This window comes from Acidimicrobiia bacterium, assembly GCA_029210695.1.
Taxonomy (GTDB): domain Bacteria; phylum Actinomycetota; class Acidimicrobiia; order Spongiisociales; family JAHEDJ01; genus JAHEDJ01.
On sequence record JARGFH010000022.1, the window covers coordinates 21657 to 45479 of the forward strand.

The following is a 23823-nucleotide window of genomic DNA, read 5'->3' on the forward strand; positions in this document are numbered from 1 at the left end:
ACCACATGCCACCCGTCCAACCTCAGCCGGTCGACCCGACCGAAATTCTTAACAAGCGGCGGATTGGAGCAGCCTTCGCCGCCCTGACCAACTCCGACGATTGCCACTCCGATGTTTCCCTCCAACTCGACGAAGAAGAGCGAAGGAGCATCGCCCACGTCCTCAACGACAACTCACATCCCCTCGGTGGGTTCGCCCAGACAGTCCTCGACCAATGGGACCAACTCGATGCCGACGATCGAGTAGCGGGACTCCTCCTCTTCGCCGAGATCGTCAACCGGCCACACCGGCAACGAACCGTCGCGCAGGGGATGGAAAGGTGACCGACGCATGTGTGAGCTGCGACTCCGAAACTAGCCTCACCACGCAGGGGTTGTGTGAGTCGTGCCGTGACGACCTGCGGTTCGTCGTCCGGCCCGCCGCACACCGCGAGGCCTACCGGCGCAGAGTCGCCGCCGAAGCCGGTCTCCGGGCCGAGATGGAACGACTCGGGGTGGTCATCATCACCAGCGTCCCCGACGACAACAGCCTGTGGATCTGCGACCTGTGCAACAGCCGGATCCCCGTCGACGGTGACTACACCCTCATCCCACTGCTCGGCAGCCACGCCCTCTGCACTCCGTGTGCCACCACCATCCCCTACTGGCCCGACGGATGGACCCAACCCACCCCGCGAGCCTGCCGGTGTGGTGCCTGCCAAGCCCCACTCCTGCGCACCCTCATCACCGAACCCAACCATCGACACCGGACGGCACGGCAACGGGGCATCGAACGATGACCCACCCGGCAGCGAACAGTCCTGACGGTGAGAAGGTCCTCACCATCGTCACCGGCGCCCTGGTGGCCGCCTGCCTGATGGTGTGGGCCGCCGGCCAGGTCGCCGCCCGCCTCTGGACCGGCACCTGGCCGCAAGTTCCCCTCTCCGAGAGCCCACTGATCCTCTGGAAACTCGTCGCCAGTCCGGCCATTCCTAGCGAAGCTTGGCCACCTGCGGCTGCACACGTTCTCCCGGGGCCCCTCCCCTACTACGGCACGCTCATCTTCCTCGTGGCGGTTCTGATTGCCGTCGGTGCGATCGGCTACCGCTGGCACGACCGGCATCGGAACTCGTCAGATGGCGAGTCAGCCCGATGGGCCAAACCCCGAGACCTCAAACCCCTCCTCGTCCGCCGCCCCCACCCGGGACGTCTCACACTCGGCACCGTCCAGCGAAGACTCATCGCCACCGAAGCCCAACACTCCGTCGCCGTCATCGGCCCGGCCGGCACCGGAAAGACCACCGGATTCGCCATCCCCGCCCTCCTCGAATGGGACGGACCCGTCATCGCCACCTCCGTCAAAGGCGACCTCCTCGAACACACCATCAACCACCGCCGCACGATCGGCGACACCTACGTCTTCGACCCCGTCGGCTCCACCGCCGAACCCTCCGCCGGATGGTCACCACTGCACAGCGCATCAGACTGGCAGGGGGCTCTCCGTATGGCCGCCTGGCTCGCCTCCACCGCCCGAGCAGGAGAACGAGGCGGACTCCAAGACTCCGACTTCTGGTACGCCGTCGCCCAAAAACTCCTTGCCCCGCTCCTGTTTGCCGCCGCCCAATCCGGAGCGGCCATGACCGACGTCATGCGTTGGGTCGACCTTCAAGACGAAGAAGAACCCCTCCGCGCCCTCCAACAAGCCCAGGAGCTCGATGCTATCCAAGCGTTCGCCGCTTCCATCGGTCGAGAAGACCGCACCCGCTCCTCGGCGTACACAACCGCCGAAACCGTTCTCGCCGCCTTCGCCGACCCCGGCGTGCTCGCGACCACCACCCGCCAGCCAGCCATCGACCCCGACCGGCTCCTCGACGGCGGCAACCACACCCTCTACATCTGCGGACCCCTCCACGAGCAAGCCCGACTCCGCCCCCTCTTCACCGCACTCATCGAACAGACCGTCGCCCGCATCTACGACCGGGCCAACCGACCAGCCGACCGGCCCACCAAGCCACTCCTTCTTGTGATCGACGAAGCCGCCAACATCGCCCCCCTCCCCGACCTCGCCCAAATCGCCTCCACCGCCCGCGGCGTTGGCATCCAACTAGTCACGGTCTGGCAGGACTTCGCCCAGATCCAGGCCCGCTACGGCACCTTCGCCCAGACCGTCATCAACAACCACCGCGCCAAAGTCGTCCTCGCCGGCGTATCCGACACGCCCACCCTCGACTACTTCAGCCGCCTCATCGGCGACGAGGCCGCAGTCGAAGAGACCCGAAGCCGCAGCCCCGACGGACGAGAAAGCATCACCAAGTCGGTCCGCCACCGACCCCTCGCCCCCGCGTCCGAACTCCGACGTGCAGACACCGGAACCGGAGTCCTCGTCTACGGCAACTTCCACCCCGTGCGAGTCAGGCTCAGGCCGTGGTACGAGGATCGAGCGCTGCGGTCACAAGCATTCTCATAGCGGGATGCACGGTCCGATGAACGACGGCTCGAGGCGTGCCACCGCGGCCCGCGAAATGGCATCGAGTAGTACCCCGTCCGGTACAAGTTCGGTAGAAGCCGGCCAGGAATCGTGGCCCAGCGACACTAAGGTTCGTTGCGATGGCACGTCACAGGCTCAAGCGTCGATCGTATGCGTAATACTGGCAGTTTCCTGATCGATCAGCCGGGGCCTATCCCCTGGCAGCTCCCCGAAGTAGGCCGCGGATCATTCCAAGCGTGCGACCTGTTCCTTGGCAAAGGCGCCCACCCGCTCGAAGTCGCCGTGGCCACCGCGCCCACCCGCCCCAATGTGAGCGATGTCCGTCAACTCTGGAAACGTCGCAAGGACAACCGCGCCGCTCCCCTGCTGCTGATCGTCCTCTATCAAGGGGCGCACGGGCTGCGAGCCGCGATGTGTGGGCCGACCGGTGACAACCCACCGGTCCAGGACGACCGGGATCCAGGCCAGGCAGAACGGATCGCGACGTCGGCCCTAGCCGAGCCAAACCGTAACGCTGCGATCCGGTTCCTGCACGAAGTCCTTCCCGAATCGGACTCGGATCTGGCGGGTATCCGCAACGCTGGGATGTTCGCCACCCACCAACTGAAGGATGGGGTACCGACCCGCCCCGACTGGGCAGCGATGACCAAGACCGGTCAGACGGCTTTGAATAAACGAGGTCAGGACCTGATCCGGTCGCTCGGGTTCATCATCGACCAATTGGGCGCTGCTACGTCGGTGTTGCGGTTAGAGGACAACGGCGCCAAGACCGCCGTGGCGATCTTCCTCGACGAGAACGAAACGCCCGAAGGTGCCGCCCCGCGGTTCGGTGGAACCAGCCCGATCTCTCACGCCCTCGCCCAGGCCGATGCAGAGTCGCTCCCCTATGTGGTGTTGACCAGGGGCAGCCAGATCCGGGTGTATGCCGCCCGCAAGCACACCGGGGTAGGTCGCAAAGGCCGGGCGGAGACGTTCATCGAAGCCAACCTGGCGCTCTTACCCGATGACCTGGCCGGCTACCTGCCGTTGCTGTTCGGCGCCGATGCTCTCCGCCCCGAGGGGAGTTTCGAGCAGATCCTCGAGGAGTCCCAACGGTTTGCCTCAGGGCTTGGGGAGCGGCTTCGGGACCGCGTCTACAACCAGGTGGTGCCGCATTTGGCCCGCGTGGTAGCTGCCCACCACAAGGCCAATGGCTCGACTGTCACCGAGCAGGATCTCGCCGACCTGTACGAACTGGCAATGGTGATCCTGTTCCGGCTGCTGTTCGTTGCCTACGCAGAGGACAAGGACCTGCTCCCTTACCGGTCGAATGGGCTGTACCAGCGCAACGCCCTCAAGACCCTGGCTGCCGGTCTGGCGGACCGGGTCAACCAGGATCACACCGACTTCGACCCCGCCGCCACCGACATGGGGGACCAGATCCGCAGCCTCTCCAAAGCGGTCGATCAGGGCAATCGGGACTGGGCGGTCCCCGCCTACAACGGGGGGATGTTCTCCTCCGACCCAGATATCAGCCAGGTTGGTGCTCGTCTCGCCGAGTTGAGCCTCACGAACGCCGAGATCGGCCCGGCTTTGCTCGCCCTTTTAGTGGACCGTACGGACGAGGACGTGCACGGACCGGTCGACTTCCGGTCGCTTTCGGTCCGGGAGTTCGGAACCATCTATGAAGGTCTGCTGGAGTCCAACCTCTCCGTAGCGCCGTCCAACCTGACGGTGGCGAGTGATGGCGCGTATGTACCTGCCGGGGACCGTGACGAAGTGGTGGTTGTTGAGGGAGAAATCTACCTGCACAACCGATCTGGCGCCCGCAAGGCCACCGGAAGCTACTTCACCAAACCCTTCGCCGTTGAGCATCTCCTCGAGCACGCCCTAGAGCCTGCCCTCGACGATCATCTCAAGCGACTGCGTGAACTCACTGACGCCGGTGAGGAGCATAAGGCCGCCGACGCCTTCTTCGATTTCCGCTGCGCCGACATCGCTATGGGTTCCGGGCACTTCCTGGTTGCAGCCGTCGACCACATCGAAGCACGTCTCTCCTCGTTCCTCGCCGAACATCCGATCCCGGGAGTGGTCAATGAACTCGAGCGCATCCGGGCCGCCGCCTTCGAGAACCTTGGTCCTGACCTGGCCGACGCCTACGAGATTGAACAGGCCAGCCTGCTTAGACGTCAGGTGGCCCGACGGTGCATCTACGGGGTGGACCTCAATCTGATCGCCGTCGAGTTGGCTCGGTTGGGAATGTGGATCCACACGTTCGTGCCAGGGCTGCCACTTAGTTTCTTGGATCACAACCTCGTGCAGGGGAACAGCCTCACCGGGATCGGCACGATCGACGAGGCGCTCGACATCCTCGTCCCGGAAACGGGCAGGACCGGAACACCCTCCCTGTTACGCAGCCAGATCGAAGGGTGGCTAGAGCGTGCAGAGGACGCCCTAAGTCGGCTGGGGCGAATCAGCGATGCCACTGCCCGCGAGATACGGGATGCCCGAGCAGCGCATGACCAGGCAACGGAGGCTGTGGAACCTGCACGAAAGCTATTCGATTTGCTCATCGCCGTCCGAATCGGTGCCATTCCGAGATTCGAGGATGTGTCAGATGAAACGCTGGCACATCCGCAGCTGAAGGAGGCCGTGGGCCTAGCCAGCCAACTCGGAGCGCTACATTTCCCGATAGCGTTTCCGGAGGTATTTTCGCGGGGACGCCCTGGCTTCGACTGCATTGTTGGGAATCCGCCTTGGGAGGAAGTCAAGACGGAGGAACTGGCGTTCTGGAACCTCCACTTCCCGGGCCTGAAGGGTATGGCGAAGACCCTCCAGAAGAGCCAGATCAGGTTGAACAGGGCACAGCGACCGGATCTGGTAGCCGAATACGAGACTCAGCTCGCCGAGTCCGACGCTGTGCGCCACGCCCTCCTCGCCGGACCGTATGACGGTATGTCGGAAGGTGATCCGGACCTCTACAAGGCTTTTGCCTGGAGATTCTGGCAACTGTCGCACGAGGATGGCTTCGTTGGGGTCGTTCTTCCGAAGAGCATTCTCGCGACGAAGGGCTCAGCACCTTGGCGCAGGACGGTGCTCCCGCGGTCCCACACGACAATCGACCTCTGCAGGAATCAGAATGAATGGCTCTTCACTGATGTGAATCCGGGCTATCCGATTGCGTTGGTGGAATTCGTCAAGGGGTTCGCTGATGGCGACCTGACGATAAGAGGCACTCACGCATCAGTCGATGAATTGCTCGAGGCGAGACGGCTTCCCGGTGGGGTCCTCCGGGTCGATCGTCTGGCGCTTATCGACCCCTTGATATGTGTTCCGGCCGTGGAGTCAAGAGCCGAGGTGGAGCTACTCGGCGCCTTGCTCGAACACCCGGCGTTCGGTCAGCCCGACAGACCCGACTTCCGAGCGCGACCACACACGGAGTTGCACGTAACCAACGATGAGCGTTGGTTCTCCGATGCTGGGGATGAGATCTACAACCACCTAAACATCGAGAGACATAGGTTCGCGCGGGAGACTGGCGCTTTTGCCCACGGCGATTTCAACGCTATCGCCGAGGATCTCCAGCGGCAACGGATGCGATTAGCCCGACACCAAAGATCACCTTTCTCGGAAATGGCGCCGGAGTGGGCGGCCAATCCCAAGTCGCTGCCAGCACGGAATCCGAGGATTGCATATCGGGCGATCATCCACGCTTCCAACCCAAGGAAGATGTGGGCGGCGCTCGTGCCTCCGCGGCACCTCCTCACCAACGCAGCCCCTTACCTCCTTTTCCCCCGTGGTGGGGTGACTGAGCAGGCGTATGTCCTGGGAATGCTCAATTCGTCCGTCTGTGACTGGTTCGGGCACCTCCGCATCGTGCTCAACCTCAACTATTTCATCCTCAATTCGGTTCCTGTACCGCTTCTGAGGAGAAGCGAGCGTGTTGATAGGTTCATCGGCATTGCTGCGGGTCTCGCCATCACCGAAGCTCACGACTGGGGTGAATGGACAAGCATTGCGCATGATCCAGGCACCGACGTCACCAGCGCCTACGCAGAACTCGATGCAATTGCCTTCCTCGAATACGGACTCGAAGAGGGACACAAGGCTCTGGTCTGGACGGAAGAGGGTGACGTTGCTCACCCCCCTAGGGATCTCGTCGAGTCGTTTATCAAGAGATGGCGATGAGCAAAGCAAAGCCCGAGTTCGCGACCAACCGTTCGGATGAGATGGTGGCCGATGCGCTGCGTAGTCATCTCGGCTACTTGCTGGAGACGTGGGCGAAACCGTTCGAGGTGGCGGTCGCAACTGCCTACTTCAACTCGGGTGGATTCGGTCTGATTGCCAACGAGTTGGAGAGGGTCGGTGAAGTGCGGTTGTTGTTGGGGGCGGAGCCGGATGCGCGTGAGTGGCGTATCCGCAACCTGGACCCGAAGACCCCCCCGCAACGAGCGGAGCGGGCTCGTCTCCGCAACGCTCTGGTTGGTCATGAGCGGGAGATCGAACAGGACCGGGATCTGCTCGGGTTTGAGATCGAAGCGGATGCTGGCGCAAAAAGGCTGATCGAGTGGTTGCGTTCGGGCCGGGTCGAGGTGCGCCGTTTCGAGGAGGGCTTCCTGCACGGGAAGGCGTTCCTGGTCACCACCGATGATGAGGGTGTTGTGGCCGGATCATCGAACTTCACTTACGCCGGGTTGGCCAAGAACCTCGAGTTGAACTTGGGCCACTATCAGCCGCACGTGGTCAAGCAGGTGCGGGAGTGGTACGAGGAGCTGTGGAAGGATGCAGTCCCGTTCGACCTCGCCGAAATCTATGACGCCCGGTTCGAACCCCACAACCCTTACCTGATCTATTTGCGGATGCTGTACGAGCGGTACGGTCGGGAGATCGAGGACGAGGCCCGCGACGCCGGCACGGGTATCCATCTGACAGAGTTCCAGCGGGACGGTGTGTGGCGTGCCCGGCGGATCCTCGACCGGTACACCGGGGTGCTGGTCGCCGACGGAGTCGGGTTGGGCAAATCGTTCATCGCCGGGGAGCTGATCCGAGAAGCGGTGATCGATCGCAGGCAGCGGGTGCTGTTGGTGGCGCCGGCGGCGCTACGGGACGGGATGTGGAGGAAGTTCCTGCTCACCCACCAGCTCGGAGTGGAGATCAAGTCCTATGAAGAACTCTCCGAGGACCCAAGACTCAATCCCCAAGGTGCCGGGTCAGGCTTGGCTTTCGGCTTAAACGACTATGCGATGGTCGTGATCGACGAATCGCACGCCTACCGCAACCCGGAAACGCTCCGTGCCGAGGTGCTGCGGAAACTGTTGGGGGGAACCCCACCCAAGGAGCTGGTCCTGTTGACAGCCACCCCGGTGAACAACAGCCTGTGGGACCTTTACTACCTGCTCAACTACTTCGTGAAGAACGACGCAGCGTTCGCCGACACGGGGATCCGGAGCCTTCGAGACCATTTCGCTCAGGCGATGGCGGAAGACCCCGACGACCTGACCCCCGACCGGCTGTTCGATGTCCTGGACGCGGTGGCAGTGCGCCGGACCCGCCACTTCGTGAAGCGCTACTACCCGAACGACTCCATCACCCTCGACGGCATCCAGGTGCAGATCACGTTCCCGAAACCGGTCGTGCACAAGGTGACCTATAACCTCGATGACGTGCTGCCGGGGTTCTTCGAAAGGTTCGCTCATGCTCTCGACTGTGATGAACCCGATTGTGGCCGCGACGATCACGCCTCGGTGCAGGGTGAACCGGTCCTGCATCTCGCCCGGTACAGCCCGACCCGTTTCTTGCGGAACCTCGATGATCTCCTTGATGCCGATACCGAGCAAGGTGTCGAGGTGCGGCGCAGGCGGTCCTCTGAAATCCCACTTGGTGGTCTGCTGCGGTCAGGGCTGTTGAAACGGTTCGAGTCGTCCGCTCACGCTTTCGCCAAGACTTGCCGCCGGATGGCCGGAAGCCACGATGGTTTCTTGGATCTTCTCGGCGTCGGGAAGGTAGCGACCGGGGAAGCGTTAGCCGAATGGCTGAAGGCCGACACCGACGAACTGGACGCATACCTAGAGGAACATGGCGACCTCGACGACGCTGATCTCTACGACACCGATACTCTCCGCGCTGCCGTCAAGGCTGACCGGAAGTTACTGCTCGACTTCGCCGGCCAGGCGGAGACGGTCACCTGGGACCGGGACCCGAAACTCACCGCTTTGGTCGAGGAGATGCGGGAGATCCTCACCCAGGCAGAGGATGAAAAGATCGGCGAGGAGGATGCACGCAACCGGCGAAAGGTGCTGGTGTTCTCCTATTTCGCTGATACCGCCAGGTGGATCACCGACTACCTCGAGGACGTCTTCGCCACCGAACCCGACCTGACACCTTACAGGGATCGACTGGCGCAGATCACCGGTTCCGCGGGCGATAGGAGCGAGGTGCTGTTTGGGTTCGCCCCAGTGTCCAGCGAAGCACCGGAGGGCTTGAACCAGGACCGTTTCGACGTCCTAGTCTCCACCGATGTGCTCGCCGAGGGCGTCAACCTGCAGCAAGCCCGCCACATCATCAACTTCGACCTGCCCTGGAACCCGATGCGGATGGTGCAGCGCCACGGGCGGATCGACCGGATCGGCTCCCTCCATGACCGGGTGTACGTCCGCTGTTTCTTCCCCGACCAGCAGTTGGACGGGCTCCTGGGTTTGGAGGAGCGACTGCACAACAAGATCACCCAAGCGGCACGCACCATTGGGGTCGAGGGCGAGGTGCTGCCCGGTTCGGAGACAAGCGACCGGGTCTTTGCCGAGACCCGCGAGGAGATCGAACGGCTTCGCCGGGAGGAAACCACCCTGTTCGAAACTGGAGGTGAGGGTGGACACGCCTACTCGGGCGAGGAGTACCGTCAGGAACTCCGCCAGGGACTAGCTGACCCCGACACTGCCCGGCTGATCAAGGCTCTCCCGTGGGGGTCCGGCAGCGGCATGGTCCGGGCCGGCGCCAGCCCAGGGTTCGTGTTCTGTGCCCGGGTCGGCGACCACCCCGAACCTCTCTACCGGTACGTCGAAATGACAGACACCGGCGAAACGGACATTGTCGCCGACACGCTCACCTGTCTCGCCCATGCCCACGCCGGCGTCGACAGCGACAGAGTGCTCAGCGACGACACCCACCGGACCGCCTACGATGCTTGGGCGGCCGCCCGACAGCACATCCTCGACGAATGGACGCTTGCGACCGACCCGGCCAACCTGCAACCGTCCGTCCCGAAAACAATGCGGGACGCCGCCCAGCTGATTCGCGACTACCCGCCGGCTGGACTCACCCAAGACGAGGTTGACCGGCTGGTTGATACCCTGGAGGCGCCGTACGGGAATCGCATCCAGCGGGTGATCCGGGCGGCGATGCGCTCATCCGAGGATCCCCGCCAAGCAGCGGTAGCCATCGCACAAGCGGTAGAGGAGCAGGGTCTCGAACCGGCCCCACCAGTGGAGCCGCTCCCGGTGATCATCGCCGATGACATCCACCTGGTCTGCTGGCAAGCGATCGTCCCCTCGGAGACCACCGGAGAACCTCCAGGTAACGATCGTCGGTTATGACGACCGCGATCCGCTGGGGCGCATCGAGGCAGCGGTACTCGACATCCTCGCCGCCCCTTGAACCTCGAGGGCAGGCCGAGCACATCCCCCCGGCAGCAATTGACGGGTTTCCGCAGGCGGATCACCTCGAGCGACTGAGCGCCTTCGAATCAGATCAGCGAGCGATTGCGTCAAGGCCTCGACTGTTTGAACCGTTCAGTTCTCGGACATCTTCTTCAATGCTCCGGCGGGCGACCATCCATGATGCTCGTCTGACAACGTCCCAACTGGGAGGCTGAGGACCCAAGAGATTGCGGGCATCGTCGGGGACATCAAGATGGGTTCGGATGTAAACCACTCGATCGACGATCCGCTCCCACGCTGCGCGTCGATCGGGGTCGGCGGGCCGCTCGCCGATGACATCGACGATCCATCCAGGTGGCTCGTACGCGATGGCGTCGAGCCGGTCTCGATGTCGGGCCCGTGTCTCCTGGTGGAGGGCGATGTATTCAGCAAGAAGTTCGTCCCGACCTTCGACGGACTCGGTGACTCGTCTGGAATCAAGTTGTACTTCCAGGGCCGCCACGCGCTCGTTCAGTTGTCGGTCGGTGAGGGTCCGGGGTCCCCGTCCGGTGTCAGAAGCCGCCGGCTCCGTGGCCGTCCGGCCTAGGGCCGTGATGAGGGTGGGCAGCCGCTCGGGGTGTTGGTGGGTCAGGTGCGTGCATTCGCTCTCGTTGAGGTCTGGATCGGTGAGGTAGAGCGTGTTGGCTTCGCGGCCTCGGCTCATGGTGACGTAGATCCATTCTCGGTCGACGCCGTCCCCAGCGACCGTGTGGGCACGCCGGGCGGTTGCGCCTTGGGCCTTGTGGCCCGTGAGGGCGTAGCCCCAGTCGAGGTTGCCTTCGTCGATGTACCAATGTGGGACGGTCACAATCTTGTCGTTGCGGTCGAGTCTGAGCGTGATCGTGCGCCGTTCGGTGTCGATTCCGGTGACGGTGGCGAGGTCGCCGTTGAGCACACCCAGCTTGGGGCGGTTCTTGAGGCACACGGCTCTGTCTCCAGTCTGGAACTGGCGGTCGCCAGCGTTCACCGTCGGTCCGTGGAGCAATCCGGATTCAGCGATGCGGGCGCGAGCCTGCTGGTTGAGCTGGTCGACGGTGGTGTTGCGGTGCCCAATGAGTAGCACTTGGGCGGGGCCACCGGTGTCTTGGACGTCGCGGTGCCAGGCGGCGACGGCTTGGGTGATGGGGTCATCGGGGGTGGCGGCAACGTTGATCAGTCCGCGCCGGTCGTACATGGCTACCGCCCGGGAGATCGAACCATGGCGGAGTTCCGCCAGTGCGGTTCGCTCCCATTCCTGGTCCTGTCGGACGTTCTCGGTCAGCTCGATGGCGGGGAGGCGAGCCGTGAGCGCGGCGAACAGGCCGCCGGCGTCGATCTCGGCGAGTTGGCGGTGGTCGCCGATCAGGATGAGTTTCCCGGATGCTGATTCGACCAGGTCGGAGACCTCGGCGAGGTGGCGGCTGCCGACCATGCCTGCCTCGTCGACGACAACGATGGCACCGGTTGGGAGGCCACCGGATGCTTTGGTTTCCCATAGGAAGCGGGTGATGGTGGCTGAGGGGATGCCGGTGGCGGTTTCGAATCCGGCGGCGGCTCGGGCGGCCAGCGCCGTTCCAATGACGGGGGTTCCAGTTTCGGTGGCGAGTTCCTCGATGGTGGCCATGACGGTCGTCTTGCCGGTCCCGGCCGCTCCAACGCCGATGTCGATAGCGTTTCCGGAATTGGCGAACTGACGGACCATCGCCCGCTGCCCATCGGTGAGGTTCTGTTGAGTCGCGAGAACGGCATCGACACGCGCCTCAGGGACAATCCACCGTTGGGCTGCGATTCCGTTCTGGGCGCGGTCGATGATTCGCTGTTCGATGGTTAGGAGTTCGGCGGTGGTGTAGCGGCGTTCGTTGACCAGTCCGGGAAAGGTGTCGCCGTTCGCGCGTCGCATGATGGGAGCGTTCGCCGAGTTGACGAGTTCGAGGAGTCGGTCGAGTTCGGCGGGCTCAAGGTTGATCGACAGGTCACCCAGTGGGTCCGTCGCTAAATGACTCGGGAGGATCGGGATCACTTCAGCACGGTGCAGGAAGGTGTCGGCGAGGCCCTCGATCTGGGCTCGTCGTCCTCCTTCAGGCAAAGCCTCTGCGGCGGCGGCGATCACGTCCGCTCGCCCAAAGGTGGATGCCTGGGCGGTGAGCCCCTCGGCCGATGCCATACGATCGAATACCGGTTCGGGCTCAGGCATTTCGACCTCGCGCCCTTGCTCAAGGAACGCGGCCACCGAGGCTGGGGTCAGCCCGACGTCGGCGCCGCGATCGAGCCACGAGGGCATTAGAGCATCGACCGGGTGTTCTTGCTTGGGTGTGCGAGTTGCCAGGGTGGCGGTTTCGTTGGCAGCTGGGGTGTCGGCGAAGCCGTGCGAGTCCCGCCACTCCTCGATTTCCTGGCGTCGCTGGGAGAAGGCCGTGATCTGGTCGCGGGTGAAGCCTTCGATGTCGGCCATCCCGTTGCGGACGGGCTGCCAGCGAACACCGAGTCGTTCGCTGAGCCGACTGCGCAGTTCCGCTTCGTGGAGGTATCCGGCGTCGAGTTGGTGACGGTACAAGAGTCGTCCATCGATGGCCCGCCAGACGCCGTCGACACCCTCGACCCGGTTGCCTACGACGACGTGGGTGTGGAGCTGGGGGTCGTCGCTGCGGCTGGTGAACTCGGTGAACCACGCGGCCAGGTACCCGGTGGTCCGAATCGGCCAGGTTTCCACTCGAAAGCGGGTCGTCCCATCGTGATCGAGGATCGGCTTGCCTCCGCGATCGGTGACGGGCACCCGGGATGCTCCCCGGGTCGAGGAAGCGACCGACTCCAGGTAGGCGACCGCCTCGGCGGTGGCTTCCTCGAACGCCTCGACGACGTGCCTGCGGACCTCATCGTCCCCGAACGCCCACAGCAGCGACACCGACTTGTCCGCCGAGAACGTCAGATCCCACGCCGCGACCCCGTCCTTGCGAAGCTGCCGCCCGAGCTGCTCCCCCGTCGCGGGGTGCTGACCGTCGAACAGTCGGACCAGGCCCTCGGCCGACACGGTTCCCGTCAGGCCTTGTTCGGCGGCGCCGGTGCCGTGCCAGCGACCGGTGGCATTTCCGCCTCGCAGGTAGTAGTCCTCGCGGGGCGAGATCTCGCTCGTCTTGCGAAGGTAGTAGTCCTTGCGGGCCTTGGCGAGACTCAGCATTCGGACCCTCCAAAACGGCTCGCCGTGAGAGCCCGGGCAACTTGTTGCAGGTGCGTGTGGTGCTGAGGGGGGTTCAGTCGGCGACGGCTGACAGGGTGCAGTGAGGTGTCGGCGGCGGCGGTCTGGGAGTACTCGGTGGTTGGCATCGGGTTCGTCTTCTCGATCTGGCTCATAGGGCTAATCGTGGAGGAGGACCCTTTCAGCAGAATGCCATTTGCCCTGTCCGACGAGGACAATCTTGCCGAATCTCACTCCGTCGATGACGGGGATCTGGCGTTGGGGGCCGCCGCGGCCAAGAAACGGCAACTGAGCGCTGCTCCGCCGGCACATCCAGAAACGCCCTGGTTCCTTCGGATTCCGAGCCAGCAACGTCGGCCGGCGGCGCACGGACCCGATTGGAGGGTTCTTGAAAGGGCTACGAACACTCTGGTGAGAGGGTTGCTGACACTCTGGTGAAAGGGTTGGGCTGCACTATCGAAGCGTGGAAACAGCAGAACGAAAGACCAGCGGAGACGATGCGGTGGATCGACTCCACCAGCAGCTCCAGGACTCGCTGCAGGAACTCGTCACCTCGGAGGATTGGCAGCGGGCGCTGTCGGTCGCGGCCCGCTTCCACGACTACTCGTTCGCCAACACCCGCTTGATCTGGGCCCAGTCGATCGCTCGCGGGTCTACGCTGAGCCGGGTTGCCGGCTATCGGGCTTGGCAGAAACTCGGCCGCCACGTCCGCAAGGGTGAGCGGGGACTCCAGATCCTTGCCCCGGTCATCCGCAAGGTCACACCCGACAACGGAGAGGAGGAAGAGCGCCGGGTCGTCGGGTTCCGAGTCGTCCACGTCTTCGACATCGCCCAGACCGACGGCGACCCCCTCCCCGAGGTGCCGATCACGCTCGTCGAAGGCGATCTCCCCTCTCACTGGGAGCAAGTTCGTGGGCTCATCACCGAATCCGGTTTCGACCTCCAGGTCGCCGACATCGAGCGGCTCGGTGAAGCCAACGGCATCACCGACTGGAAGCGACGAGACGTGGTTGTGCGTGCCAGCCTGCCCGGCGCCCAGCGGTTCAAGACAGCAGTTCACGAACTCGCCCACATCCGGCTGCACGAGCCGAACTCCGACGGTCGGCCTTCGTGTCGGGGCATCGTCGAGGTTGAGGCCGAGTCCGTCGCGTACATGGTCTGTGCCGGTTTGGGGATCGACAGTGCTGGCTATAGCCTCGGATATGTGGCGTCGTGGAGCGGAGGCGACCTCACCAAGGTGGCCGCCACCGCCAACCGGGTGATCGGTTGTGCTCGCCAGGTGCTCGCCCAGATCGAGCAGGAACGCCAACTCGGCCGTGAGGCGGTTTCGTCCGGTTCCCGGATGGAAGTACGGGATCGGGAGTCTCCACAGCGGACACCAGCGCCTACCGCCCGATCGGACCTCGAGGCGGCCGTCAACGCCGCCACGGCGTTTTACCAACGCCAACTCCACGAGCCAGCCGGGGCGGCGGCAGTCGAGTGTCTCGGCGGCCGTGGCATCGACACGGAGGCGATCGATCTGTGGCAGCTGGGCTATGCACCCGACTCATGGCAGGCGTTGACCACGGCGCTCCGCAAGCAAGGCTTCAGCGATGACCTACTCCTCGGGGCCGGCGTTGCCGGCCGATCTCGGTACGCGCGCGTCTACGACCGGATGCGCAATCGAGTGATCTTTCCCATCCATGATGAGCACGGTGAACCAAGAGGCTTCGCCGGACGGCTCCTCACCGGAGACGGGCCTAAGTATCTCAACACTCCCGAGACCGACCTGTACCAGAAGCGGTCCTTGCTCTACGGCTTCCACCTCGCCCGCCAGCCCATCGTCGAGACCGGCAACGCAGTCGTCGTTGAGGGCTACACCGATGCCATCGCCGCCCACCAAGCGGGGATCACCAACGTCGTGGCAACGGCCGGCACAGCCCTCACTCCGGAGCACCTGGAGACGCTCAGCCGGATAACCGCCAACGTGACTCTCCTCTTCGACGGAGATCAGGCCGGCGTATTAGCAGTCGAGCGTGCAGGTGTCCTCGACCAGGCCAAGAACTCCATACGGGTTTCGGTCGCACACCTTCCTCCGGGGCTCGATCCAGCGGAGCTTCTCGCACGTGACACACAAGCTCTCATGCAGGTACTCACCACCGCTGTCCCGATCGAACACCACTTGATCGATCAGATCATCGCCAACCACAACCTCGAGGAACCCGAGGCCATGGCTCGGGCGATCCACGCGGCGACCGAGGTGATCCGGTCCGTTGGCTATGCGGACATACGCCATGCGGCCACTGCACACCTCGCGACTCGCATCGGTCGAGACGAGCAGCTCATTCACACCTACCTCGAGCAGAGCCTTCAGCGGCAGCCACACAAGAGGGGCCGAGCACGAACGCTAGGCATCGCCTGATTCGACCAGCACACAGAAGAGCGCCGGGCCGAACGCGTCGAAGCCACCTAAAACACCAGTCGCTGTATGAGACTCGGCCATTTGTTGTACTGGTCTCTCTCTCGCTGGAGTCGCCCGGCAACGATCCCTGGATGGATACCGATCTCATCGGCGAACGCCACTATGTCCGCTGCGGTATTCAGCTCATCCAGCTCGGCCTCGTACTCGTCGGGAATCAGGGTGCGGGCAGCGAAAGCTTCAGCCGCACGTTCGATGTCGTCCGTGTCGCCATCGTCCATGTCGATGAACGTCTCGCGTTTGCCGTGTAGAAGAAGGTGACCAGCCTCGTGGAAGAAGGTGAACCACAGGAAGTCGGCACGGTGGTACCTGCCGCTGAGCTGGATCAGAGCTTTCTCGGGGGTGAGCCACCGAACGGCACCGTTGATGCTGGCGCCCTGGACCTCGGGCTCGATGACGACTGCGACGCCGGCTTCTGCGCAGACAGACACGAGGGCAGAGGTCCATTGCGGCTGCGTCAAGCGAGTGGCGGCCCGCAACTCGCTGAGCGCCTGACGGAATCGCGATCGGTCGAAAGGGGCGCACTCGATCTCCTGCGCTTGGATCTCTCCATACCTCAACCACGCTGCGACCGCTCCCGGATGACTCGTGAACGCTGGTGATCGACGATACGCGGTCGGTTTCTGCCAGACCGTTTCCCAAGCGGAGCGGTCCGCCACGCCAAAGAAGCGCAGCACCTCTCGCAACTGGTCGACCTTGTCTCGGCACTTCTCGATCCAGCCACGGCGAATGAGCTCAGCTACCGGAAGCTCGTCGAGCCACGTCACGTCACCAGCAAACTCCGACTCCTCCTGCATGCGGGAGAGGTGCTCCCGGTAGTGAGCTTCAAGCCCGTTCCACATCGCCGCCGATATGCCCGTGACCTTCTCGAGCCGCAGCGCCGTATCTGGAGACAGAGCAGCCGATCCCTTGATGATCTGGTTGAGGTGTTTCCTTGAGATGCCGGCACGATTAGCGACCGCTGCCTGCGTGTAGCCGAGTTCATCGAGCGCTGCAGCCAGGGTCGTCCCAGGCGAGCGCGCGTAGTCCGGCGTAAACCGAGTGCGTGCTTGCTGTTCGCCCATCATGTCTCCCTAATGCGTGTCTGCGATCTCGACGACAACTACGCCGATTACCGCAGCCCAGTCGAGTCCCCCATCCTGTGTTCGGGGTGTCGGCTCGATCGGCTCAATGATCAATCGCTGCGGATGCACGAGATCAAGGCTCAGCTGGCCTTGCCGATCCCCGGTCAACTCGTGGCAGCGGCCAAGGCCAGGACCCCGCATGTCCACCAGGGTTGGCGCGGCCGCGAGCTGCGTGAGCCGAAGCGCGATCAGGTCACCTTGCCTCTTGCCCCAAGTCGTCACAAGTGCCTTCTCATTCGAGCATCGCTTGGCGAGCCTCGAGTTCGAAAACCAGACCTCCAAACCTCACCGCTCCATGATATCGTATACCTGTTCGGTAAACAAGATATGATTTACCTTGTAGGTGTATGGTACTCTATGGCAGCTCGATCACAAAGCTATTGGACAGTCCAGGATGGTTAACCCAACCGCCATCAAGATCACCGAGGGGACGCTGCCGTATCCCTCGGCCACCCTCGATACCCCACTGCTGGCACGCATTGCGGAACTCGGCGGCGGGCTCATGCTGAAGGGTGACCGCGGGGCCTCTGCCGCCGCCGTTCTTCGCTCACGCGGGTACGCGGGGACTCTCGTGCTCGACCCGGCCCGCTACGAGCAAGCTACATCTACCCCGGACCAGGGATCGTTGTTCGGCGACTACGACCCGTGGATCCGCCAGCAACAGGCCCAGGGAGTCACAACCTTCATTGCACCATCGCACGGAATCGGCCCACGCGAGTTCACCCGAGTCGCGGAAGTACTCGCGGCGGGTAAAACGTTTGCGGCGGAGGTATCTGCCCACGGAATCGACGCCGAGGTGGTAGTCCCAGTCAACATCTATCGATCTTGGGTAGTCAGCCGGTGTCGGGAACTACGCGATGTGGCTGGCGACACCCCCTTCACGATTGGGCTCCTCTTGACCAACCCCGGGGACCCCCTAGATCGAAAAGGTGCAGTCGCGGGTTTGACCGAGGTGGTCCGCGGGCTACCTGGGTGCGCCGTGCTCCGGACGGATCTTGCCGGCGGACTCGGTGCGCTTTCGGTCGGTGCGCGATGGGTGTCAATCGGAACGATGCCCACCCATCGTCATGCGACAAAACCGGGCACGCCGGGGTTCTCACCGAATGTCACCGATCGCACACCGAGCATCGTGGTGTCAGAACTTCTGAGCTTCCGGAAAGCTTCAAAGCTGGAACAGCTCGAACGAGTGGACCCCGTTCTCACCTGTCGCTGTCACGTGTGCAAAGGGGCCGACATCCGGCGCTTCGCCGATCCCGCCTACTACGACGAAGGCGAGTTCCACAACGCAGCGGTGGTGGCCGACCTCACCAATACCCTGGTGGCCGCGTCGGACCGGACAGCGACGTGGGGCAATTGGTGCAACCGCGCCGTGGACACTCATGCATGGGTCGAGCAGGTCACGGGCGTCGCCCTCCCGGTGCCGCTGGCGATCGAGGAATGGGCTGCGATCTCGTCAACATGAGCCAGGACTCGTAGGCCAACTCGGCATTGCGCCACCTTCGTGGACCCGAAGGAACCAGAAACCTCCGGCTCGGTTCCACCACGCTTTGAAGATGGCGACCCTCAGTCGTCACTACTCCGATGCCCAATGTCCGAGCTCGATCCACCAGTCTCCTCCCACACAATGATCGAGCCACGCCGATGCCGCGAGGGGCGTCGGGAGCCAGCCAACTGACGCTTCGCAAACTGGACTCAGGCTCGCGGCCACTGACCACTGCGCCCACAAGTTGTACAGCTGGTCGAAACCACCGCACCACAAACTCGGAATCACTCTCTACGACCCCAGGGGGAAGCCCATCGAGCAGCGCTGCCAACACCGGATCTATCGATGCCCATGGCACCGCCAGACCAAGCGGAAGTTCGCCGATGACCCGAAGCGCCGTCCGGTCCGTAAGCGGTTGTCGGAGACCTTCTCGACCTCTGCGGGCAATCTCCTCCTCGTCGAGCTGGATAACCAATGTCACCCTCTCGCCCGCGATCCACACGTCGGGGAGAACGGTTCCTTCAAACCCCAGTGCCGCAGCCACTCGATCAATCACGGCGCCTCCTCAACAGCGTCCACTAGCTCGTCGAGACTCCCCTCAAGCTCGTCAACAACAGCCGAGACGATGAACAGCGCCGGGTAGGCGATACCACCCCGCTCGAGCTTCCGGATCGTGTCGACTGACACACCGCTCTCCGACGCAAGGTGTGCCTGTGTTGTGCTGTGCCCCTTACGAAGTGCCTGCAGCGCGCGACCGAGCCTTTCCGCCCTTGACCAATCCGCCTCGCTTACTTTGCGTCGTCCCACGATATTTATCCTAGTATATATATACTACCCTACTCAGTCGAGCCGCGAGGATCGGAGCGGGGACCACGCACCGACTCACTGCGCCCCACAGCAAGCTTCCTCCGCCCGACGGGAGCAATAGGCTGGCATGGCAGCCGCTCACCACGTTCTGCGTCCTCAACGGTTTCACGCTCGAGTTCGTGCGGACGACGCAGTCGACCTCATGCTCCGACTGCCGCCAGCGACGTCGACGAAACCAACGTGGCAGCCTGGCTCGCCAGATAGCTCAGGCCTCTCGACTGACACACAACAAACCGCGCAATGGTCACCTCACGACCGACGGATGTGACCCGAGCCGAACCGGCAAAGCCTGGTCTCATTCCTATCGCGCTCTCGGTGCGAGTGGTGTAGCCCGTCATCTCAACCCGCCTGACGTCGTCGGCCTCGGGACTCCCCCTCGTAGAGCTCCACGGTCTTGGGGTCGAGGAATGTGGCGGCATCGGGGCCTTCGTCTGCGTCGATCACGGCGAGTAGCTCGGTGTAGACGGCTTCGAGTGCGACTTGGTTGCCTTCGGCGATGGCGGCACGCATGAGGTTGCGGTAGCACTCCTCGCAGGCTCCTGTGGCGACGAGTCCCTTCCGGGCCGCCCAGGTTGCCTGCTCGGGATCGCCGTGCGTCAGGGCGTATTCGGCGAGGCGGTGGGCGGCGTTGTCGATGGCGACGATGGTGTGGGTGATGATCCCGTCGGTGTGAGCCCACCCGTAGCTGTTGCCGGCTCCGGTGAACGGGGTTCCTTCCACCAGTTGGAGAGCGGACCGCAGGTGGTCGGCTTCGTCTGCCCCCGTTGCTCGGTCGGCTTGGCGGATGTGGTCGGTGAATTGTTCGATGTCGCTGCGTAGGTGGGGGCTGATCCGGTAGCGGCCATCCCTGACATAGGACAGCAGGTGTTCGCCATCGGGGCCTAGGCCGAGGGTGGTCCGCGTGCGTGAGGTGTGGCGGTTGAGACGCCGGTAGTCGGGTGCCTCTTCTGGCCAGAGCGCTTCCATCAGGGCATCGGCTTCGACACCGTGGCGGTGGAAGGTGAGGTAGGCGACGAGCTCGGTGCCTCTTCGGAGCGGGAGATCGGCATCGAGACCGTCGACCCGGAGGGTGCCCAGCATCTTCACCTCAGGAACCGCACGGGTGGTGACCTGCTCGGTCACCTTCGAATCGGCGGTTTCGGTCGGCTCGTCGAGTGGCACCGGTATATCGACCGGTTCGTTCAGCAGGAGCGGATCAGTGGTGAGTTTGGGAGGGAGCCCTTCGAGGTCCTTGGCGGCAGCGACGAGGTTGGCGACCGCGGTCTGTTCTGTGGGGGTGAGGTTGCGTCGGGCGAAGGTGGAGCCGAGGGGCTCGATCCGAACGGTGTCGTTGTCGATGTGGAGTTGCCACCGGTTCCCCGTCGGGTAGCCGACGACTGCAGCGACAGCTCGGCCGGCGTGGGCGATGGTGAGAAGCCGGTCTGCCTCGTCGGTCGGGTCGGCTGCCGGGTCGAAGACGACGATCGGATCCCAGGTGTCGCCGCCTGGTGAGGAGATCCGACCATGCAGTGGTGACGGAGATGCCATCCGGGTAATGGCGGTGGCTTTGGCGTCGAGGGTGGGGAGGATGTCGCCGAGGTGGTCGACGACTTGCACGCGTTCCATGTGGGCAAGGTCTGCTCCGAATCCGACGCAGATGATCTGGATGCCGTCGGCTGCTGGGCTGGCGGCGAGTTCGGTGGCCATGGTGTAGCAGGTGGATGCAACGTCGTCGGGGTCGCCGGTGATCTGGGTGGCGCCGAGGTATTCGAGGTCGAGGAGCAGCTGGGCCTGGTCTTGGTGACCGACGCTGACGAGAGCCGGGTATGGGCCGGCGACGCCGTTGGCCTTGTGTCGTAGTCGAGCGATGTCCGTGTTAGTGGAGATCGTCCAGCTGCGTCCGTCGTCGTCGACGCTCCATTCGGGTGGCGGGTCCTGATGTGGGGTCCACAGCAGCAGCCGCAACTTCTCGGTGGTGAGGTGGACACCGACTACCTCGGGGGCTGGTGCGTGTGAGTCGATGACGTCTTGGGCCATGGCGCGCAGGGCGAGGTCGATGAACTCGGTCGAGTCCGGTGCGGCCGCAGTGCGGATCGCGGTCTCGGTTTCGACGGTGTCGGCGGGTGGTGGCGTGGGGATCGTGCCGGGGCGGCGATGACGTAGCTGTACGCCTCGGAGACGGCGGAGGAGGGCGACGAGGCCGGCGGCGAGGATGCCGAGGCCGGCGAGGGTGCTGGCGATGGGCAGCAGATCACTCCCGGCACGGGCGTCAGATGCGGCGGTGGTGTCGGCGGGTTCGGATCGGTCGGTCGGTTCCGGCGATTCGGGTTGGCTGAGCGTCGTTGAGGATGTCGACACCTCAGAGGTCGGGGTCGGCTGCGTCACGGCCGGTAGGAGATCGGTCCCAGGCGTTTCCGTGGTGGGAGGCTCGTCGGGAAGGACCGGTGAGGGCACCGACCCGAGGAGAGGCTCAACCGCGTCCTCGGGTTGGGCGGGTGCTTGGGGGTCGTCGGGGATCGTGGGTAGGCGGAAGACCTGGCCGGGGTGGATGAGGTTCGGGTCGTGCGGTGGCTCCAGCCGATCCTGGTTGGCTTCGATCAGCTGCTTCGTGTAGTTCGTTGTCTCGCTGGTGGTGGGCGTGCGATCCCAAGCGTCGGTGAGGGTGTCTTCGGCGATGCTCCAGAAGGTGTCACCTGGCGCGACCGTGACCTCGTCATGGTTCGCAGACTCGGTGCGTTCCGAGACCTGAGGTGCTGCCGACTCGATGTTCGCGTCGGTGGGGGTTGGGGGCAGTTCGAGCTGTTGGCCGGGAAAGATGAGGTTGGGGTCGTGCGGTGGGCGCAGTCGGTCTCGGTTGGACTCGACGAGGCTCCGCCAGTACTTCGATACTTCGTCGCCCGTGGGGGCCCGTCCCCATGCGGTCTCGAGCGTGGTTTCGGCGATCGTCCAGAAGTTGTCGCCCGCCTCGACCGTCACTTCGCTCCCCACTCGTGATACCTGACCGGTGTCGGGGGTGGAGGCATCGTTCGGGAGGAGGATGAGCCAGCCCTGTGAGAGCCGGTCCGTCTCCTTCGTGAAGTCGTGGCCGTCAACCATGGTTCGCCCGTTGTTGAGGTCACGGATTTCTTTCCATCGTCGACCGTCGTCGAGGGTCGTCTCGGCGATGCTCCAGAGTGTGTCGTGTCGCCGAACTCGGTATGTCGGTAGATCGGAGTTGGTGCCTCGATGCGGTGCCGGCACCCCCGCGGCGACGGCTGTCGGTCCAAGACCTGGGGAGGAAGACGTCTGGTGGGTCTGGGTCACAGAGACTGGGTCGGGCAGCGGGCTCGCGGCGGCGGGGGCGACCCGGAGTGGGCCGAGGGTGGCGACTGCCAAGGTGATGGCGGCCACGAGTTGGGCGGTTGCCGGTTGCAGTCCCGGTAGGACCGGTAGGCGACGGGCGGTCCCGCCTCGAACGGCCGCTACGGCTTCCGCGAGAAGGACGATGACGATCTGGATCCAGACGATCCAAACAATGACCGCCAGCGTGTTGATGAGGATTTGAGGGTCGATGCCGCCTCGCAGCGCGATTTGGATCCGGTCGATGGAGGGGAGGGTGGTGGGTAGTGGCCATCCCACGTATGAGACCAGTCCGGCGGGGACTGCGATGACGAACACCAGGCTGGCGATGAGGGCGCCGATGCCGCGAAGGATGGTCGTTGCGTGTCGCATCATGGCTCCTGGGTGATGGCTGCGGCGGTCTCGGTGGCGCTGACGGTCATCGGCCCGGTCGGGAGAAGGACGGGGTCGACGGTGATGTCGACAGTGACGGTAACGGTCGCACCGTTCACGATTACGTTCGTCGCGCTGTATCCGAGGATGGCCAGGTATGCCTCGACACGGTTGGCCGCCTCGCTGGGAAGCAGTTGTAGGTCGCCGGTGGTGCGGAGCGTGTCGAGGTCAACGGCTTGGGCGCCGGCGCGGGCGGCGTTGTCGGCGATGTGGCTTGCTTCGCGCAATGCGTTGACCTTCCGTCCGCCGTCGATGGCGAGGCCGCCCGCCATGAGGAGAGCGAGCGCAATGACTGCCAGGAAGGTGGACACCGCTCCCCGTTCGTCGGCAAGGATCCGGCTCATGGTGGGCTCCCACCGTCGGCTCGGAACGTGTCGAGTATCTCGACTGCAGTTGCGGCGAAGGTGCGGCTGCCGGGTACGGCGAGCATGGCGATGTCGCCGAATGCGGCCTCGCAGCTGACCGTCACTGTCACCTGTCCCCCGGCGTCGAAATCGGAGGTGTCAACAATGACCTCCATACGCCGACATGCCACGGCCCCTTCGGCAATGTTGGCTTCGGCGGTCTCGGTGGCCGCTTCTACGGCTGCTCGAGGTGCGCCAACGAGGGAAGCCGCACGAGCGGCCTCGTGAGCCGCGTTGGCAACGTCGCCTTCGGCCTGGGCGACACGCCCGGCGAACACCACGAAGAGCATGAACCCGATCAGGAGCGGAGCGAGTACCGCCAGTTCGGTGGAGACCGCCCCTCGCTGTCCGTCGAGGCGGGTCATCGTTCCGGCTCTGTAGGAAGTGCTTTGAGTTCTCATCTCGTGTCTCCCCCCAGCGTGAGGTGTT

At 64.0% G+C, this 23823-nt stretch carries 15 protein-coding genes; 8 read left to right on the top strand and 7 right to left on the bottom strand.

Annotated features, from left to right (window positions below; translation table 11 throughout):
• Positions 1-5 precede the first annotated feature (5 nt).
• The 5 genes from P1T08_08840 to P1T08_08860 all read left to right on the top strand — a co-directional run bounded on the left by P1T08_08840 (position 6) and on the right by P1T08_08860 (position 10034).
• On the top strand, positions 6-323 hold the full coding sequence (locus P1T08_08840; protein ID MDF1596190.1) for a hypothetical protein: 318 nt from the start codon (positions 6-8) through the stop codon (positions 321-323).
• Positions 320-778 (top strand): hypothetical protein, encoded by a 459-nt coding sequence (locus tag P1T08_08845; protein ID MDF1596191.1) that lies wholly within the window; start codon positions 320-322, stop codon positions 776-778. The genes P1T08_08840 and P1T08_08845 overlap by 4 nt, the downstream gene beginning before the upstream one ends.
• On the top strand, positions 775-2445 hold the full coding sequence (locus P1T08_08850; GenBank protein ID MDF1596192.1) for a type IV secretory system conjugative DNA transfer family protein: 1671 nt from the start codon (positions 775-777) through the stop codon (positions 2443-2445). The genes P1T08_08845 and P1T08_08850 overlap by 4 nt, the downstream gene beginning before the upstream one ends.
• A gap of 171 nt (positions 2446-2616) precedes the next feature.
• Positions 2617-6633 (top strand): hypothetical protein, encoded by a 4017-nt coding sequence (locus P1T08_08855; GenBank protein ID MDF1596193.1) that lies wholly within the window; start codon positions 2617-2619, stop codon positions 6631-6633.
• Entirely contained in the window at positions 6630-10034 is a 3405-nt protein-coding gene (locus tag P1T08_08860) for a helicase-related protein (protein MDF1596194.1), read from the top strand. The genes P1T08_08855 and P1T08_08860 overlap by 4 nt, the downstream gene beginning before the upstream one ends.
• A 154-nt stretch (positions 10035-10188) precedes the next feature.
• On the opposite strand, the gene mobF is transcribed toward P1T08_08860, so the two are convergent.
• Positions 10189-13290 carry a MobF family relaxase gene (gene mobF / locus P1T08_08865; GenBank protein ID MDF1596195.1) on the bottom strand — a complete coding sequence of 1034 codons (3102 nt, stop codon included), beginning with the start codon at positions 13288-13290 and terminating at the stop codon, positions 10189-10191.
• 105 nt (positions 13291-13395) lie between these two features.
• Here mobF and P1T08_08870 point away from each other — a divergent pair, with 105 nt between their 5' ends.
• Together P1T08_08870 and P1T08_08875 are read left to right on the top strand one after the other, a co-directional pair.
• Entirely contained in the window at positions 13396-13746 is a 351-nt protein-coding gene (locus P1T08_08870) for a hypothetical protein (protein ID MDF1596196.1), read from the top strand.
• Positions 13747-13771: 25 nt separating this feature from the next.
• Positions 13772-15709, top strand: coding sequence for an ArdC-like ssDNA-binding domain-containing protein (locus P1T08_08875; protein MDF1596197.1), 1938 nt, complete (start codon positions 13772-13774; stop codon positions 15707-15709).
• Between the two features lie 47 nt (positions 15710-15756).
• On the opposite strand, the gene P1T08_08880 is transcribed toward P1T08_08875, so the two are convergent.
• Together P1T08_08880 and P1T08_08885 are read right to left on the bottom strand one after the other, a co-directional pair.
• Positions 15757-16833 (bottom strand): HigA family addiction module antitoxin, encoded by a 1077-nt coding sequence (locus tag P1T08_08880; GenBank protein MDF1596198.1) that lies wholly within the window; start codon positions 16831-16833, stop codon positions 15757-15759.
• A 6-nt stretch (positions 16834-16839) separates the two neighbouring features.
• Positions 16840-17112 carry a killer suppression protein gene (locus P1T08_08885; GenBank protein MDF1596199.1) on the bottom strand — a complete coding sequence of 91 codons (273 nt, stop codon included), beginning with the start codon at positions 17110-17112 and terminating at the stop codon, positions 16840-16842.
• Positions 17113-17284: 172 nt separating this feature from the next.
• On the opposite strand from P1T08_08885, the gene P1T08_08890 reads away from it, so the two are divergent.
• A complete protein-coding gene (locus tag P1T08_08890; GenBank protein ID MDF1596200.1) occupies positions 17285-18352 on the top strand; it encodes a hypothetical protein in 1068 nt (355 codons plus the stop codon).
• Positions 18353-18925: 573 nt separating this feature from the next.
• Here the strand turns inward: P1T08_08890 and P1T08_08895 are convergent.
• The 4 genes from P1T08_08895 to P1T08_08910 all read right to left on the bottom strand — a co-directional run bounded on the left by P1T08_08895 (position 18926) and on the right by P1T08_08910 (position 23795).
• Entirely contained in the window at positions 18926-19180 is a 255-nt protein-coding gene (locus P1T08_08895) for a helix-turn-helix transcriptional regulator (protein ID MDF1596201.1), read from the bottom strand.
• Positions 19181-19579: 399 nt separating this feature from the next.
• On the bottom strand, positions 19580-22933 hold the full coding sequence (locus tag P1T08_08900; protein MDF1596202.1) for a LysM peptidoglycan-binding domain-containing protein: 3354 nt from the start codon (positions 22931-22933) through the stop codon (positions 19580-19582).
• On the bottom strand, positions 22930-23334 hold the full coding sequence (locus P1T08_08905; protein MDF1596203.1) for a pilus assembly protein TadG-related protein: 405 nt from the start codon (positions 23332-23334) through the stop codon (positions 22930-22932). Before P1T08_08905 ends, P1T08_08900 begins: the two co-directional genes overlap by 4 nt.
• The gene (locus P1T08_08910; GenBank protein MDF1596204.1) at positions 23331-23795 is read right to left on the bottom strand and encodes a TadE/TadG family type IV pilus assembly protein; all 465 of its coding nucleotides are present in this window, start codon (positions 23793-23795) and stop codon (positions 23331-23333) included. Before P1T08_08910 ends, P1T08_08905 begins: the two co-directional genes overlap by 4 nt.
• Positions 23796-23823: the final 28 nt, after the last annotated feature.

Excerpts from the sequence above, each read along its gene's own strand:
- P1T08_08890 (MDF1596200.1), top strand. The coding sequence starts at position 17,285 with ATGGTTAACCCAACCGCCATCAAGATCACCGAGGGGACGCTGCCGTAT.
- P1T08_08880 (MDF1596198.1), bottom strand. The coding sequence starts at position 16,833 with ATGATGGGCGAACAGCAAGCACGCACTCGGTTTACGCCGGACTACGCG.
- mobF (MDF1596195.1), bottom strand. The coding sequence starts at position 13,290 with ATGCTGAGTCTCGCCAAGGCCCGCAAGGACTACTACCTTCGCAAGACG.
- P1T08_08910 (MDF1596204.1), bottom strand. The coding sequence starts at position 23,795 with ATGAGAACTCAAAGCACTTCCTACAGAGCCGGAACGATGACCCGCCTC.
- P1T08_08840 (MDF1596190.1), top strand. The coding sequence starts at position 6 with ATGCCACCCGTCCAACCTCAGCCGGTCGACCCGACCGAAATTCTTAAC.
- P1T08_08900 (MDF1596202.1), bottom strand. The coding sequence starts at position 22,933 with ATGATGCGACACGCAACGACCATCCTTCGCGGCATCGGCGCCCTCATC.
- P1T08_08850 (MDF1596192.1), top strand. The coding sequence starts at position 775 with ATGACCCACCCGGCAGCGAACAGTCCTGACGGTGAGAAGGTCCTCACC.
- P1T08_08905 (MDF1596203.1), bottom strand. The coding sequence starts at position 23,334 with ATGAGCCGGATCCTTGCCGACGAACGGGGAGCGGTGTCCACCTTCCTG.
- P1T08_08855 (MDF1596193.1), top strand. The coding sequence starts at position 2,617 with ATGCGTAATACTGGCAGTTTCCTGATCGATCAGCCGGGGCCTATCCCC.
- P1T08_08860 (MDF1596194.1), top strand. The coding sequence starts at position 6,630 with ATGAGCAAAGCAAAGCCCGAGTTCGCGACCAACCGTTCGGATGAGATG.